This is a genomic window from Arthrobacter sp. P4_F11 (assembly GCF_056401395.1).
On the sequence record NZ_JBFUJK010000022.1, the window covers coordinates 39759 to 55587 of the forward strand.

Below are 15829 nucleotides of genomic sequence, written 5' to 3' on the forward strand. Positions count from 1 at the left end.
TCCTGGGCAGCGTCTCGGGAGTGACTTTGGGCCCTGGAAGGTCGCCGATGGCTTCCGAGGCGGTGGAACGGTTGCGGAGGGCCATAAATGTCATAGCCCGCAGGGACACTTAATTCATGGACGGCAATGAAGGGCCCGAAGTGGTTCCGGCAGGACACGGCGACGGCGGCTTTGGTTGCGCCTGGAGCGGCGCGGCCGCCGGACCGATGGGTTCCGTGAGCATGGCCACGGACAGTGCCGGGATCATTGACCGGATCCGGGAACTGGAGGACTGGAAGTCCGCCGCTTCCGCGGAACAGGCCCGACTCGCCGTGGCCTTCGACCTGCTCCAACGCCGCGAACAAGCCCGGCTCGGGGTCCCGGCCGAGAAGCTCGGCGCCGGGATCGGCGCGCAGATCGCCCTGGCCCGGCGCGAATCCCCGGCCAGGGGCGGCCGGCTCCTCGGCCTGGCCAACGCCCTGATCACCGAGATGCCGCACACGCTCGCCGCCCTGCAGACCGGTCAGCTCAAYGAATGGCGCGCCACCCTGCTCGTMCGCGAAACCGCGTGCCTGAGCGCCGCGGACCGGGCCGCCGTCGACGCCGAACTCGCCGCCGATTCGGGCGCGCTGGCGGGCAAGGGCGACCGGGCCATTGTGGCCGCGGCCCGCACCGCCGCGTACCGGCGTGACCCCCGCTCCGTCACCGAACGCGCCGCGCACGCCGYMWCCGAGCGGCACGTCAGCCTGCGCCCGGCCCCCGACACCATGTGCCATCTGACCGCCCTGCTGCCCGTCGCCCAAGGCGTCGCCGTCTACAAGGCGCTGAGCGGGCACGCCGACACCCTCCGCGCCGCCGCGGACCCGAGGGGCCGCGGGCAGCTCATGGCCGACGCGCTGGTCGAACGCACCACCGGAACCCCGGGCGGGATCAGCGGCGTCGAGATCCAGCTCGTCATCACCGACCGCACCCTCTTCCAGGCCGGCTCCGAACCCGCCCGGCTGCCCGGCTACGGCACCGTCCCCGCCGCCTGGGCCCGCACCCTTATCAACCCGTCGCCGGGCGGTAGCACCGGCAGTCCCCGTGGACCGGGTGGCGCCGCCGGGAGCGGCGACAACCCCGCGTTCAACCTCTGGCTCCGGCGGCTCTACACCCACCCCGGCACCGGCGAGCTCGTGGGGATGGACTCCCGCGCCCGGCTCTTCCCGCCCGGGCACCGCCGCTTCATCCAAACCAGAGACGACACGTGCCGCACCCCCTACTGCGACGCCCCCATCCGTCATCTGGACCACATCGTCCCCCACCACACCGGCGGCCCGACCACTACGGACAACGCCGCCGGCCTCTGCGAAGCCTGCAACCACACCAAAGAAACCCCCGGCTGGAAAGCACGCCCCGCACCCGGCACCCGCCACACGCTCAAGCTGACGACACCGACAGGCCACAGCTACTACTCCACCGCGCCACCCCTGCCGGGAACTCCGCTCCGGCCATCAGCCACGGACCAGACGGGGTCCCAGCCGGGCTCCCGACACCGGCGCCAGCTCCGGCACCAAGCCAAAACGCTCAGGCGTGGAAAGCCCAAAGTTGGGGCTGCGGCATAGGGACAGTCCGGTGGCTGCCGTGCAGGACCGAACTAACATTGGCTCGGCCTCGGGGCACAGTTGTCGGGCGACGGGCCGCTATTCGAAGCACTCGATTCGCGGCTCTTGCCCTCGGCTCCGCCCCGCTTCATCGCATCCGGCAGGCCGGCGGCAAAGAAAAGCGCCCGACCACCTGAGCGGCGGCGGACGTCAGGCCTGCAGGTACCTTCGCGATCTCGCTAAGAGACGGCTCGGACACTTCAATGTCCCGAACAACCCGGAGTCATCAGATGGTTACCTGCAGGCGCTTTAAGCCTACGCCCGCCTCACTGCCGTCACCAGAGGGCCGTTGACCCAGGGCAAACCCCTGCGCAGCCCCGGCCGAATAGGTCCGGCCGAAACACCCCCTGCCGCGAAAGCGTAGAGTGGAGGAAGCCGCCTGATTCTGGACGCCAAGTGCTGAGGGAGAAATCGTGACGATTGACTGGGACGAAAAGAAGACCCTGCTGCAGGAGCCGAACATCGCCGCGGTGACGCAGCTGTGCGACGAACTCATGGAAAAGAAGCCTGGATCCGTGGTCCCGTACATCGACCCCATCCATGACGAGGACGAATGCCGGATCGTCAGCCTGCATATCAGCCCGGGCAAGGGCACCGAATCAGGCTTTGTCTCGCACTTCAACGACGATGAAGCCGCCCGCCGCGCGACCTCCATCTACGAGGCCGCAGAGCTGGACCCCCGCTATGTGATGCCGTGGAACGCCTACCCGTGGATCCGCGATCCGGAGGCATCCTCCGCCCTGAACGTCCAGGAGAAGACGGACGGCCTCCGGCCCTTCCGCCAGTTCCTCAAGATCAACAAGCGCGTCTCGGCGGTTATTGCGCACGGCGCGGACGCCCACTCCTTCCTGACGCTTTTCGAGAAGACCTACCATTCCTCGCTGAAGAATCATGGTGTCAAGATCTACAAGGCCACCGCACTTGGCGGCCGCGCCTTCGCGGTATCTCCGGCCAAGCAGGAAGAGCTCCTCGCCAAGAACGTTGAGGTCTACAAAGACGCCATGCAGCGGGCGGGCATCCAGCACCTCTGAGGCTCCACGCAACGGCATCCGTCAGCGGCATCCGGCGCAAGCCAAGCCGGCGCCGGCGGCATCACCCGGCCAGCAGCCTGCGCCGGTGTTTGAGTTCCTTGCCCCAGTCGCGGGTGACCATCGCTGAAAACGGCGAGGCGCCGTCGTCGGTCATGGAGCGGAACGCCGTGCCCGCCTGAAGGTCCGCCAGCAGCGGATCCGAGGCCTTCAGCGCCAGTTCCAGCACCTGGACGGCAGCACGTTCAGTCAGCCCCATCCCCGCGGCCCAGCCCAGGAAGTGCTTCCGGGAAATCCCTGTGCGCTTGCCGTCCAGGGTCAGGGCGAGTGTCTTGTCCCCGTAGACGACCGTGGACGGGATGTCGTATACCGGCGCGATGGACCATTCCCCGGCCGGCTGCTGCACCATGGAAACGTTCTTCGCGTGCAGGTCGCCGTTGCCCGTCAGCCACGCAAATGCCGCCTGGAGGGCCAAATTCCGCACCGCGGGCAGCGGAGCCGCGCAATAAGCCGCAAGCGCACGGCACACCTGCCCGTATCCCACGTTGTACTTGTCCGCAGGGTAGAGGCCCAGCACCTGCGCGCCGTCCTCGACGGCGAGCCGCTGCACCGCCCGCGGCGACCTGGCCGCCGCCTTGGGCCCCGACCCGCCGGCGACAGGCCCACCGGATACAGTGCCACTGGCTACAGGCACCCGGTCGAAGCGTTCCACGAGGAGCCCGGGCCGGCCGGCGACGTCGCGGATCAGCTGGACCCGGCTCAATGGGATCCGCAGCCGCGCCGCGTACCGGAACATCGCGTACTCGTTTTCGACGACGTGCGGGAACTCGGGGGCGTTGAGTTTGAGGATGTAGCGCCGGCCGGCGCTGGCCACCGGCATGGAGATCATTCCAGCGGACAGCTTGTCCTGCACCCCCGCCAGGGCCACCGGGTCGATCAGCCCGGAGTCGCCCAGCAGGGCCTCGAAATCCACGGGCGTTGCGGGGTCAAGCTCGACGGCGTGCTCGTCCGGGTCCAGCTTCTCGCCATGGCCAACGATTTGCACATCACCCACCGGGTTGGCACCGGCCGCGATGAGCAAGGACAGCTCATCATCCACGCTGGTCTTGATGGAACGGCGCAACGCATTCAGCCGCCGGCCCTCCGGCAGAAGCCCGGTGAAATACGGCGGGGCCGCCCCCGCCGCGGACAGCACGGGTTCCGGAGTTAGCGGCAGGGAGCTCGCGACGGCGGGGCCCCCGGACGCCAGATAGGCCGGCAGATAGCTGAACCGGGTGCCGCCGTCGTGCCGTTCCAGCCGGGCCGCCAGCACACCGGCCTTATAGATATCCGCGATGCGGTGCCTCATGGCCGGGCTTCCGGCCCGTCCCGCAGTTCACCGTCGGCCCGCAGGCCGGCCACCGGGCCGGCGAGGGCCCGGGCTGCGGCGCTGGTCCGGGTCTGGACCCGGAGTTCCAGCCCCAGCGTGTCCAGGAGCGCCAGCAGGGAGTCCAGCTGCACCGTGCGTTTACCCTGTTCGACGAACCGGACGAAGCGTTCTGAGACTCCGGCCAGTTCGGCCAGCTCGCGCTGGCTCAGGCGGAGCGACCCGCGCCGGGCCCGGGCCTCGGCAGCGAGTTCGCCCGGAAATGCGTTCCCCATGGCAGCCTCCCGTTAGTCAACACACGTCCGAGGGTCCGGCGTTCGTGCGTACGAACCCTGTGGGTTCGAACCCTGTGGGTTCGAACCCTGGCGGTACGAACGTGCCGCTTTGCAGGCATTTCCAGTATAGGACGGGCCAGGATGCCTGCACAGAGCTATAACGGCACGTACGTACCGGCGAACTGGGCAGGCGGGGGCAACCGCCGGCGATCGAAGACACCCGCCGTCATAGCCGGCTGGCGCAGCCCGGCCGGCACAGATTGGGCGGTTCAGCCGCGCGCGGACGTGGCGGTTCACAATGGCCCGTAGGATTTAAGGGACTTAAGCGACAACCAGACCCCACGGAATCCGGAAAGGACTGCACACGATGACGCGCGCTTCCTTCCGGCTGTTCCGCACCGGCCTGATCGGATCCATCATCGTGGCGCTGGCAGCCGGCGGGCACCTGGCCGGCGGCGGACGGCTGCCCGAGCCGGCGATCGTGACGGCGTTGTGTGCCGTGGCGATGGTCCCCGTGGCCGTACTTACCCGCGTCCGCCTGTCCTTTCCGGCCCTGGCCGGCCTGCTCGGCGTAGGGCAACTGTGGCTGCACTGGTCCTTCGGCGCCTTGTCCTCAGGGGCGCCCGCGGCCCTCCAGGCCCGGATGGCTGCGGGTCATCCGGGCCATCCGGGCCATTCAGCGGCTGCCATTGCCCCGGCGATGCCCGAGCCTTCCATGGCGGTTTCGGCGGCCGACATGGGCGGAGCCATGTTCGCCGCACACGCGATTGCGACGCTCGGCACGGCACTTTTGCTCGCACGCAGCGAGCGGGCCCTGTCCGCACTTGCTTCCTGGCTGCGCCCGCTCGTGCAACTGCCCCAGCCCTCCGCCGCCACGCCCCTGCGCGTCCCCGGCCCCTGCGCGGTCAACCTGGTCTTCCCCAAAGCCCGGGCTGGCCTCCGCCTGCCGACCAGGCGCGGACCTCCGGCGCTGTCGCCCGCCGCCTGACTTCAATCCCTTTCACCTACGGACGGGGACAGCAGGCGGCCACCCCACTGCTACCGCCGGAAGGACAACGCACCGGACGGCTCCCCACTTGATATCCGTTAGTGAAAGGCACCCTTGCCATGAAATCCTCCCTTCTCCGTACCCTCAAAACCGCCGCTGCCGCCACGATGACCGCGGGCCTGCTCGCCGCCGGCGCAGCAGCCGCCTCCGCCCACGTCCACGTCGACACCGATGATCCGGCCGCGGGCGGCTACAGCCACCTGACGTTCAATGTCCCCAGCGAGTCGGAATCGGCCAAGACCAGCAAACTCGAAGTCACGCTGCCCACGGACACCCCGTTCACTTCGGTGTCGGTGAAGCCTGTCGAGGGCTGGAAGGCCGTCATCACCACGAGCGAGCTGCCGAAGCCGATCACGGTCGCCGGCGCCACGATCACCAAGGCCCCGAGTTCCGTGGTCTGGACCGCTGACGAGGCCCACCAGATCGGACCGGACGAGTACCAGGCCTTCTCACTGTCCGTCGGCGTCCTGCCGGACGCGGGAACTACGGTGACGCTGCCGACGGCCCAGACCTACACCGATGGAACCGTCGTGAAGTGGGACGAGAAGACAGTCGAGGGCCAGGCCGAACCCGGGCACCCGGCACCCTCCTTCGTGACCACGGCCAAGGACGCCGAGGCCCACGGCGCAGCCGTCCCCGCCGCAGCCACGACGACCGCACCCTCGGCGGCCCCGGCAGCGGCAGCGGGCACGTCCAGTGACGGCGGATCCGCCGCCGTCTGGATCGGCCTGGCTGCAGGGCTGATCGGCCTGGCCGCGGGCGTCACCGCGCTGGTCCGCACCCGCCCGTCCAAGGTCCAGTAGTCCCGGCCAGCAGCCCGGACGCAAACCCAGGCTAGTAGGCCGCCGCCGGAACTCCGGCCCGAGCGGCGACGGCGGCCCCGAACCCCCGGGGCCGCCGTCATACTTGACACGCCGATGTGATCTCTGCCATGTTTTAAAGCGTGAACCTGTCAGACAGCCGGACAGCAGGACAGCCTTTGGCTCGCCTCAGTGCCGCCGAAGCCGTTTTCAACGTCCTCCGCACCGAGATCGAATCCGGCAAGCTCGGCGTCGGCGCCAAGCTGAGCTCCGAGGCCACTCTTGCCCAGCAGTACGGCGTGAGCCGCTCCGTGGTCCGCGAGGCCTTGCGCTCCTGCACCGCCCTGGGCTTGACGGTCACCAAGACCGGGCGGGGCACTTTCGTCGTCGCCAACCGCGTGGCAAAGGACCTGGTCCTGGGCCAATACTCGGCCCGCGACCTCACGGAGGCGCGTCCCCATATCGAGGTTCCTGCCGCCGGACTGGCTGCAGAACGCCGTTCGGCCGAGGAGCTGGCAACGCTGCGCGACATCGTTGCCGCGATGAGCGGCGAGGACGACCCCGAAGTGTGGGTGGGCCTGGACTCCAGCTTCCACGCGTTGATCGCGCGGGCCAGCCGAAACAAGGTCTTCGAGAACGTCGTCGCGGACATCCGGGACGCCCTCGCCCACCAGTCCGAGACCCTGAACATGGTGGCGGACCGCCAGCACGCGTCCGACGAGGAGCACCGGCGCATCCTGGCCGCGATCGAAGCCGGCGACGCGGCGACGGCGCGCATCGCCATGAGCCAGCATCTGCACGCCGTTGGCATTGCCCTCGACTCGATTCTCAACGCCTGAGGTCAGGCGCCTGGTGCCTGGTGCCTGGTGCCGTCAACGATGCCGTAAGCAATCTGGTCAGCACCGGCAAAACCAGCACCAACACAGTGACCAGCCACCACAACCGCATCAACCGCCACCGCCAAAGGACGCAATGACTTCCCCTGCTCTCGCCAACACCCCGACCCCGCTCGCCCCGGAGTGGCTGCCGCAGCACGTCCCGCTTGCGGTCCAGACCCGGGACGGGCTGGTCGAGAGTGTCCACTACGGCTCGGTCATCGCCACCGCAGCGGACGGCCAGATCCTCCTCACTGCCGGGGAGCCCCTCGCCCCGTTCTACCCGCGGTCCGCCCTGAAGCCCCTGCAGGCCGTCGCCATGGTCCGCGCCGGGCTGGACCTCCCGGACGAACTCCTCGCCCTCGCCGCCGCCAGCCATTCTGGCGCAGCCAGCCACCGTGACGGCGCCGGGCGCATCCTGGAGCTGCACGGGCTGACGCCCGCGGACCTCGAGAACAGCACCGATCTCCCCTACGGCGTCCGCGAGCGCGAAGACTGGCTCGGCGGCGGGGGCCAGGCCACCCAACTGACGCAGAACTGTTCCGGAAAGCATGCCGCCATGGCGGCCACCTGCGTTATCAATGGCTGGCCGGTTCAGGGCTACTTGGACCCGGCGCACCCGCTACAGCAGCTGGTGGCCCGGACCGTGGCGGACCTGACCGGTGAAGACCCCCAGCGCACCACCACTGACGGCTGCGGCACCCCGCTCTTTGCGCTCACGCTGCGCGGCATGGCCCGCGCCTTCGGCCGCCTCGCCGCGGCCGCCGCGGCCGGATCCGGCGAAACAGAAGTCGGCGAAGCGGAAGCCGCCGTCGGCCGCGCCATGCGCCGCCACCCCGAGATGGTTGCGGGCGAGGACCGGGATGTCACCGAGCTGATGCGCCTGGTCCCCGGCCTGCTTGCCAAGGACGGTTTCGAGGGCGTCCAGCTGGTGGGCCTCCCGGATGGCCGTGCCCTCGCCGTGAAGGTTTCCGACGGCGGAGACCGCGCCCGGATGCCCGTCACCGTCCGGGTCCTGGCCGCGCTCGACGTCGACACCTCCCCCTTGGCGCGCCTTGCCGCTACCCCTGTGCTGGGCGGCGGCCGGCCCGTCGGGCTGCTGCAGGCCACCGATTTCCTCGCTGACCCCAAGTTCTCCCACGCCCCCAAAAACCTGTAAGGGACCGCCATGACCTCGCACGACGAACGCGCAGAATTCCGCTCCGAACACGATCTCCTGGGTGACCGGGATGTTCCCGCCGGCGCCTACTGGGGCGTCCACACCCTCCGGGCCGTGGAGAACTTCCCCATCACCGGCCAGCCGCTGTCCTCCAACATGCACCTGGTCCGCGGGCTGGCCGCCGTGAARCTCGCCGCCGCCCGCACCAACCACGAGCTCGGACTGCTCGACGCCGGGCGTGCCGCCGCCATCGGGGAAGCCTGCACCGAGGTCATGAACGGCAAACTCAGCGAGCAATTCGTCGTCGACGTCATCCAGGGCGGCGCCGGGACCTCCTCGAACATGAACGCCAACGAGGTCATCGCCAACCGGGCCCTGGAAATCCTCGGGCACCCGAAGGGCGACTACGCCCGGCTGCACCCCAACGACCACGTCAACCTCAGCCAGTCCACCAACGACGTCTACCCCACCGCGGTCAAGCTCGGCACGATCTTCGCGGCCCGGGAACTGCTCCAGGCCCTCACCGAGCTCGAAGACGCCTTCGCCGCAAAGGCCCTCGAGTTCCGCACGGTGGTGAAGATGGGCCGCACCCAGCTCCAGGACGCCGTCCCCATGACCCTCGGCCAGGAGTTCGGCACCTACGCCGTCACGATCGGCGAGGACCGGCTCCGCCTGGCCGAAGCCGACCTGCTGATCCACGAAATCAACCTCGGCGCCACCGCGATCGGCACCGGCCTGAACGCCCCCGCCGGGTATGCCGAAGCGGCCTGCCGGCACCTGGCCGAAATCACCGGCCTGCCGCTGATYACGGCCGTGGACCTGATCGAGGCCACCCAGGACGTCGGCGCCTTCGTSCACCTCTCCGGSGTGCTSAAGCGGGTYGCCGTGAAACTYTCCAARATCTGCAACGACCTCCGGCTGCTCTCCTCCGGCCCGCGCGCCGGCTTCGGCGAGATCAACCTCCCCGCGGTGCAGTCCGGCTCCTCGATCATGCCCGGCAAGATCAACCCGGTCATCCCGGAAGTGGTCAGCCAGGTCGCCTACGAGGTGATCGGCAACGACGTCACCATCACCATGGCCGCCGAGGCCGGCCAGCTCCAGCTCAACGCCTTCGAACCCATCATCGTCCACAGCCTCCACAAGAGCATCTCCCACCTGGAAGCCGCCTGCCGCACCCTCACGGCCCGCTGCGTCCGGGGCATCACCGCCAACACCGAAYACCTCCGCCTCACCGTGGAACAATCCATCGGCCTCGTCACCGCCCTGAACCCGCAACTCGGCTACGCCACAGCCACGGCCATCGCCCAGGAAGCCCTCGCCACCGGCAAGGGCGTCGCGGAACTAGTGCTCGAACACGGCCTGCTCACCGACGAGCAGCTCACCGAGCTCCTCAGCCCGCACCGCCTGGCCAACCTGAGCAAGTAGCGCCCCTCCGAACCCCGAAGGACCCCCATGACTTCTCCTGACACTGCCCGCGCCCAAAAACTGCCCGCTCGACAGCAGACCCAGCAACAATCCGCCGTCACCGACCACACCATTCCGGCTCATGCCCACGCCTCGGGAGCTGCGCTCCACGCCGAGGACCAGGGCTACCACAAAGGCCTGAAACCCCGGCAGGTCCAGATGATCGCGATCGGCGGCGCCATCGGCACCGGCCTGTTCATGGGCGCCGGCGGCCGGCTCGCCACCGCCGGTCCGGCCCTGATCATCAGCTATGCCGTCTGCGGGTTCTTCGCCTTCATGATCCTGCGCGCGCTCGGCGAACTCGTGATGCACCGGCCCTCGTCCGGCTCGTTCGTGTCCTACGCCCGCGAATTCTTCGGCGAGAAGGCCGCGTTCGTCACCGGCTGGCTGTACTGGCTGAACTGGGCCATGACCGCGATCGTGGACATCACCGCCGTCGCGCTGTACATGAACTTCTTCAAGAAATACTGGGCGCCCATCGCCGACGTGCCGCAGTGGACCTGGGCCCTGGCGGCCCTGATCCTGGTCCTGGGCCTGAACCTGATCAGCGTCAAGGTGTTCGGCGAGCTGGAATTCTGGTTCGCGCTCATCAAGGTCGTGGCGCTCGTGTCCTTCCTGCTCGTCGGCATCTACTTCGTCATCTTCGGCACGCCCGTGGCCGGGCAGGAAGTCGGCTTCAGCCTCATCGCGGACAACGGCGGCATGTTCCCCAATGGCCTGCTGCCGGCCATCGTGGTGATGCAGGGCGTCGTGTTCGCCTACGCCTCGATCGAACTGATCGGCACCGCCGCCGGCGAGACCGAAAACCCCGAAAAGATCATGCCGCGGGCCATCAACACGGTGATCGTGCGCATCGCGGTGTTTTACGTCGGCTCGCTCGTGCTGCTCTCCCTGCTGCTGCCCTACAGCTCCTACAAGGCCGGCGAAAGCCCCTTCGTGACATTCTTCGGCTCCATCGGGGTCGACGGCGTGGACGCCATCATGAACCTCGTGGTTCTTACCGCGGCGCTGTCCTCGCTCAACGCAGGCCTTTACTCCACCGGCCGGATCATGCGCTCGATGTCCATTTCCGGTTCCGCGCCGAAATTCGCAGGCCGGATGAATAAGTCCGGTGTCCCCTACGGCGGCATCGCCCTCACTGCCGCAGTGGCTGTCCTGGGCGTGATCCTGAACGCCGTGGTCCCGGCCGAGGCCTTCGAGATCGTCCTGAACGTCGCATCGCTGGGCATCATCAGCACCTGGGCCATGATCGTCCTCTGCCAGATGCAGCTCGCCCGGCTCGCAGCCCGCGGGGAACTGCTCCGGCCCGCGTTCCGCATGCCGGGCGCACCCGTCACGGGCTGGATCACCCTGGCCTTCCTCCTGGCGGTGCTGGTCCTCATGGCCTTCGACTCGCCAGTCGGAACGTGGACCATCGCCTCCCTCGCGGTCATCATCCCGCTGCTGATGCTCGGCTGGCGCCTCTGCCGGCACCGCATCCTGGAGATCGCCGCCGTCCGCGACGGGTTCACCGGCCCGTATCCGCTCGTGGCCAACCGACCCGTGCGTGGGACCGGCGGGGATTCGGAGTAACATCCCGGCAGTCCGCCTCCGCGTAACGCAACGTCCCCGCAACCTCTCCTGCGGCCGGTTCGCATATGCTCAGCGGACAGACTCAACATGGCTCAGCGACGAACCACCCGGGAGACAGCTCATGACCAATTGGCGGATCAGGGATTTCCATTCGGCCGACCTCGACGGCATCCTGCACCTCTGGGAGTCCCTCAAGGAATCAAATGTCGAGCCCGTCTACGCCCTCTCCGAGGTGCTCGCCTCCTGCGAGAAGGACCACGCCGTCGTCGCGGTGCAGGGCGAGCAGGTGGTGGGTGCCGCCGTCGGACGGGCCGCCCATGACCAGGGCTGGATCGTCTTCCTGGCCACGTTGCCCGAATTCCGGGGCCGCGGAATCGGCACCTCGCTGCTGGCCGCGGTCGAGAACCGGATGGCACCGCACGGGCTCAACAAGCTCTCGGCCCTGATGCCGGAATCCGAAACCCGGGTGGAGGCGTTCCTGGGCCGCGGCTTCGCGCTGAAGAAGAACCTGCGCTACTTCGAACGGAAGATCCCGGTCCAGCGCCAGGAACTGGAACCCCTCAGCCTGCTTGGCGGCCGCATCCTGGCCCGTGACCTGTGGGAGAACGTCGCAGGCATGCGCCTGGAAAAGGAACTCCTGGAGCGCCGGCTGGTCCTTCCGCTCGCGGAGGCAGACCTCGCCGACGAATACGGTGTGGTGCCGCCGCGCGCCGTGGTCCTCTTCGGCCCTCCCGGTACCGGCAAAACGACGTTTGCGAAGGCGATCGCGTCCCGGCTGGAGTGGCCGTTCGTGGAGGTCTTCCCCTCCCGGCTGGCCGCCGATCCGAAGGGGCTGGCCGGGGCGCTGCGCGAGACGTTCCTGGAAATCGCCGAACTGGAGCACGCGGTGGTCTTCATCGACGAGGTCGAGGAGATCGCCGCGCAGCGCTCGGGCGAACCGCCCTCTCCCCTGCAGGGCGTCACGAACGAGCTCCTGAAGATCATCCCCGCCTTCCGCGAGCAGCCCGGCCGGCTCCTGGTCTGCGCCACCAACTTCATCCGCGCCCTGGATTCGGCGTTCCTGCGGCACGGCCGGTTCGATTACGTCATCCCGATCGGCCTGCCGGACCGGCAGGCCCGGGAGGCCATGTGGCAGCGCTTCATCCCCGTTGCCGTGGTGGACGACGTCGACGTCGAGCTCCTGGTGGACCGTACCGAGGGCTTCTCCCCCGCGGACATCGAGTACGCGGCCCGCAGCGCCTCCCAGCGGGCGCTGGAAAAGGCGGTGTACGACGACGGCGGCGCGGCGTCCAGCGGCAGCGCCTCAGTCCGCGAGGCGGTCCGGAAGGGCCCCTCGACCCAGGACTACCTCGACGCGATCGCGGACACCCGGACAACGGTCAGCGATGAAGTGCACCAGCAGTTCCTCGAGGACATCGACGCCCTGGGACGCGTCTAGATGGACTCCGCCAGCAGTTTGTGATGGGGCCAGGCCGCGATCAAGGCACACAGCGGCGGTATCCTTGTGATTGGGGCCACTTGGACCCCACTCCTGTTTGTCGACACTGGAGCCACCGTGCGTAGTCCCCGGTCGCTATCCCCAAACCCGGCGACCGAGCCGGCGCAATCTGCTGCCAGGCGTGTCACAGCATCGATGCAGCTCAGCATCAGGTCCGGGACGGGTCCGCTTCGCAGAATCATTGAAGAATCCTGGAAGCGTTCGCTCCGGCTGCAGGCCAACCCTGACATGCCGCCGTCCTCGGTACTCCTCGATGGAGAAGCCCTTGAGGAGTACCGTCGCGGCCATCCGCTGGCGTCGATCATGCCGGTGATTAACAAGCTGCTGATTCAGCCCAGTTCCGACCAAGGGTTGCTCGTGGCTGTCGGGGATGAGCTGGGCCGGCTCCTGTGGGTCGACGGGGACGCTGCCCTGCGCCGGCGTGCCGAGGGCATGATGTTCGTTGAGGGCGCGGACTGGTCCGAGGCCAGCGTGGGCACGAGCGCTCCTGGAACCGCCCTGGCACTGGGCCGCAGCCTCCAGGTCTCCGGTCCCGAGCATTTCAACCGGGCTGTTCACGCGTGGAGCTGCACGGCCGTGCCGTTCCGTGATCCAGACACCGGCGCCGTGATCGGAGTCCTGGATATCACCGGCACCGAGATGGCAGTCGCCCCGCACACGCTTTCCCTCGTAGAGGCTGCGGTCGCGGCCGCGCAGGCGCAGCTGCACGTGGAGCGTCTCCTGCTGGCCGCTGCGCAACGCGACCGGCTCGCACGGCGGCGAGAGCCCGCGTCCGCCGCAAGGCCCAGAACCGTTCCCGGCAGCCCGGCCCGGAGCCTCTATCGCAACAGCCTGCAACTGCTCGGCCGCGACCACGCGCTGCTCAGCATCGAAGGAAGAACAGTATCGCTGTCTCCACGGCACAGTGAGATTCTGGCCCTGCTGAGCATCCATCCGGATGGTCTCAGCGGCGAAGAGCTGGGCGGCATGCTGTTCGGGGAAGTCCCAGCCATGACACTTCGGGCGGAGATGGTCCGGTTGAGAAAAGTCCTGCAGCAGTTCAATCCTGCCGCCGTACCGGAATCCCGGCCCTACAGACTCATCGTGGACGTGCTGCCGGACGCCGGACAGGTTCTCAGTTGCCTCCAGCGCGGGGCACACCGAGTCGCCCTGGAGATTTATCGCGGACCGGTGTTGCCTCGCTCCGAGGCTCCGGGTGTGGTGACGCTGCGCAGGCGCGTCTCCACACTCCTTCGGGAGGCGGTCCTAACGGACGGCAGCGCGGAAGCCCTGCTCCAGTATGCGGAACTTCCCGAAGCGAGCGATGACATTGCCGTCCGGATGGCGGCGCTGAAGCTGCTGCCGCCCCGCTCCCCTAAGAGGGCTGGGGTGGTGGCCGACATCGAGCGCCTGGAAGCCGAACTCGGAACTCACCAGCCAAGGTGACCTGACTCACAAGACTGCAACCTCGTCGCAACCCTCCCTTCCCTAGGCTTTAGGCAGCGGCCATCATCCTGCTCAGCACAAGTGCCAGCGATGGTTGGGTTATCCACACCCTGACAATCCGCGGGCCTCACCCGCACCCCCGGTGAGGCTTTCGGCGGACAACGGGCATCACGCCCGGCTTCTGGAGTGACGTTCAAACTCATGCCTGCGCATTATTTGCTGCGGCTACAAACGACGAAGGAATATCGACAATGACGACGATGAGAGCAGCTGTAGTTACCGAATTCGGCAAGGATCTTCAGATCCAGGACCTGCCCGTTCCCGTGCCGGGACGCGGAGAGGCCCTGGTCAAGGTCCTCACCACCGGCGTATGCCACACCGACCTGCACGCCGCGGAGGGAGACTGGCCGGTCAAGCCGTCACCGCCCTTCATTCCCGGCCACGAAGGCGTGGGCGAGGTCGTCGCCGTCGGCGAGGGCGTCACCGATCTGGCCATCGGCGATTTGGTCGGCAACGCGTGGCTCTGGTCCGCTTGCGGCGACTGCCAGTACTGCCGCACTGGCTGGGAAACCCTGTGCGAGGCGCAGCAGAACGCCGGTTACAGCGTCGACGGCTCCTTCGGCGAGTACATGCTGGTCGACAGCCGGTTTGCCGCCCGCATTCCGGCCGGTTCGGACCCGGTGGAAATCGCACCCGTGCTCTGCGCCGGCGTGACCGTCTACAAGGGCCTGAAGATGACCGAGGCCAAGCCGGGCCAGTGGGTCACCATCTCCGGGATCGGCGGACTCGGGCACATCGCTGTCCAGTACGCCGTCGCCATGGGGCTGCGGGTCGCTGCGGTGGACATTGCCGATGACAAGTTGGCCCTGGCCAAGAAGCACGGCGCCGAACTGACCGTCAACGCCCTGCACGAAGACCCCGTCGAAGTTATCCAGCGCGAAACCGGAGGATGTCATGGAGTCCTGGTCACGGCAGTGCACCCGTCAGCGTTCGGGCAGGCCATCGGGATGGCCCGGCGCGGCGGAACGATCGTTTTCAACGGGCTGCCGCCGGGGGACTTCCCGGCGCCGATCTTCGAGATTGTGCTCAAGGGCCTGACGGTCCGCGGCTCAATTGTCGGAACCCGGCAGGACCTGGAAGAAGCACTCGACTTCTACGCCCAGGGCAAGATCCACCCCACGGTCTCCACGAGGGAGCTCTCCGAAGTGAATGCTGTCCTCGACGAAATGAAGCATGCCAAGATCGACGGCCGCGTGGTCATCAAGTACTGATCAACAAGTACTGATCAACCCGGCTGGCTGCGACGGCGGCGTATCCCCAGGCACCCTGGGGATACGCCGCTGCCGCACACACGCAATTTTCACTGCAGAATATGTAAGAAAGAACAGGGGTTTCCCATGTCCAACGCCCGCACCGCGGTACCACCCGGCTCCATGGCCACGCAGATGCCCCAGGGCGACGCGTTCGAAAACCTGTCGCAGGAGAACCGCCGTTTCGCGCCGTCCGCCGAGTTCGCCGCGAACGCAGTGGTCACCGCCGCCGATTACGCCGAGGCCGACGCCGACCGTCCCGCCTTCTGGGCGAAGCAGGCCCGGGAGCTGCTGAGCTGGTCCAGGGACTTCACCCAGGCGCTGGACTGGTCCGACCCGCCGTTCGCTAAGTGGTTCGTCGGCGGCGAGGTCAACGCGGCCTACAAC

14 protein-coding genes are annotated in these 15829 nt (G+C 68.0%); 12 read left to right on the plus strand and 2 right to left on the minus strand.

The window, feature by feature from the left end:
• Positions 1-116: 116 nt before the first annotated feature.
• Positions 117-1583, plus strand: coding sequence for an HNH endonuclease (locus AC1DRO_RS19635; RefSeq protein ID WP_476952101.1), 1467 nt, complete (start codon positions 117-119; stop codon positions 1581-1583).
• Positions 1584-2035: 452 nt separating this feature from the next.
• On the plus strand, positions 2036-2653 hold the full coding sequence (locus AC1DRO_RS19640; protein ID WP_028276890.1) for a uracil-DNA glycosylase family protein: 618 nt from the start codon (positions 2036-2038) through the stop codon (positions 2651-2653).
• Positions 2654-2714: 61 nt separating this feature from the next.
• Here AC1DRO_RS19640 and AC1DRO_RS19645 read toward each other — a convergent pair whose 3' ends face one another.
• On the minus strand, positions 2715-3998 hold the full coding sequence (locus tag AC1DRO_RS19645) for a type II toxin-antitoxin system HipA family toxin (protein WP_476952102.1): 1284 nt from the start codon (positions 3996-3998) through the stop codon (positions 2715-2717).
• Positions 3995-4291: a type II toxin-antitoxin system Y4mF family antitoxin gene (locus AC1DRO_RS19650; protein WP_223914978.1), complete on the minus strand. Its 297-nt coding sequence runs from the start codon at positions 4289-4291 to the stop codon at positions 3995-3997. Before AC1DRO_RS19650 ends, AC1DRO_RS19645 begins: the two co-directional genes overlap by 4 nt.
• A gap of 367 nt (positions 4292-4658) precedes the next feature.
• Between AC1DRO_RS19650 and AC1DRO_RS19655 the strand changes: the two genes are divergently transcribed.
• From AC1DRO_RS19655 to AC1DRO_RS19700, 10 genes are all read left to right on the plus strand, one after another.
• A complete protein-coding gene (locus tag AC1DRO_RS19655) occupies positions 4659-5279 on the plus strand; it encodes a hypothetical protein (protein ID WP_476952103.1) in 621 nt (206 codons plus the stop codon).
• Positions 5280-5398: 119 nt separating this feature from the next.
• A complete protein-coding gene (locus AC1DRO_RS19660; protein ID WP_476952104.1) occupies positions 5399-6142 on the plus strand; it encodes a YcnI family copper-binding membrane protein in 744 nt (247 codons plus the stop codon).
• Between the two features lie 140 nt (positions 6143-6282).
• Entirely contained in the window at positions 6283-6978 is a 696-nt protein-coding gene (locus AC1DRO_RS19665) for a FadR/GntR family transcriptional regulator (RefSeq protein ID WP_476952105.1), read from the plus strand.
• A gap of 133 nt (positions 6979-7111) precedes the next feature.
• Entirely contained in the window at positions 7112-8173 is a 1062-nt protein-coding gene (locus AC1DRO_RS19670) for an asparaginase (protein ID WP_476952106.1), read from the plus strand.
• Positions 8174-8182: 9 nt separating this feature from the next.
• Positions 8183-9598 (plus strand): aspartate ammonia-lyase, encoded by a 1416-nt coding sequence (locus tag AC1DRO_RS19675; protein ID WP_476952107.1) that lies wholly within the window; start codon positions 8183-8185, stop codon positions 9596-9598.
• 27 nt (positions 9599-9625) lie between these two features.
• Positions 9626-11209, plus strand: a complete 1584-nt coding sequence (locus AC1DRO_RS19680; RefSeq protein ID WP_476952108.1) for an amino acid permease — start codon at positions 9626-9628, stop codon at positions 11207-11209.
• A gap of 121 nt (positions 11210-11330) precedes the next feature.
• Complete coding sequence (locus AC1DRO_RS19685) at positions 11331-12647, plus strand: ATP-binding protein (protein WP_243178046.1); 1317 nt, start codon at positions 11331-11333, stop codon at positions 12645-12647.
• A 195-nt stretch (positions 12648-12842) separates the two neighbouring features.
• Entirely contained in the window at positions 12843-14132 is a 1290-nt protein-coding gene (locus tag AC1DRO_RS19690) for a GAF domain-containing protein (RefSeq protein WP_043436418.1), read from the plus strand.
• A 260-nt stretch (positions 14133-14392) separates the two neighbouring features.
• Positions 14393-15403, plus strand: coding sequence for an alcohol dehydrogenase AdhP (adhP, locus tag AC1DRO_RS19695; RefSeq protein WP_476952109.1), 1011 nt, complete (start codon positions 14393-14395; stop codon positions 15401-15403).
• Positions 15404-15529: 126 nt separating this feature from the next.
• The coding region (locus AC1DRO_RS19700) for an acetyl-coenzyme A synthetase N-terminal domain-containing protein (RefSeq protein ID WP_476952110.1) at positions 15530-15829 on the plus strand (300 nt) is incomplete at its 3' end.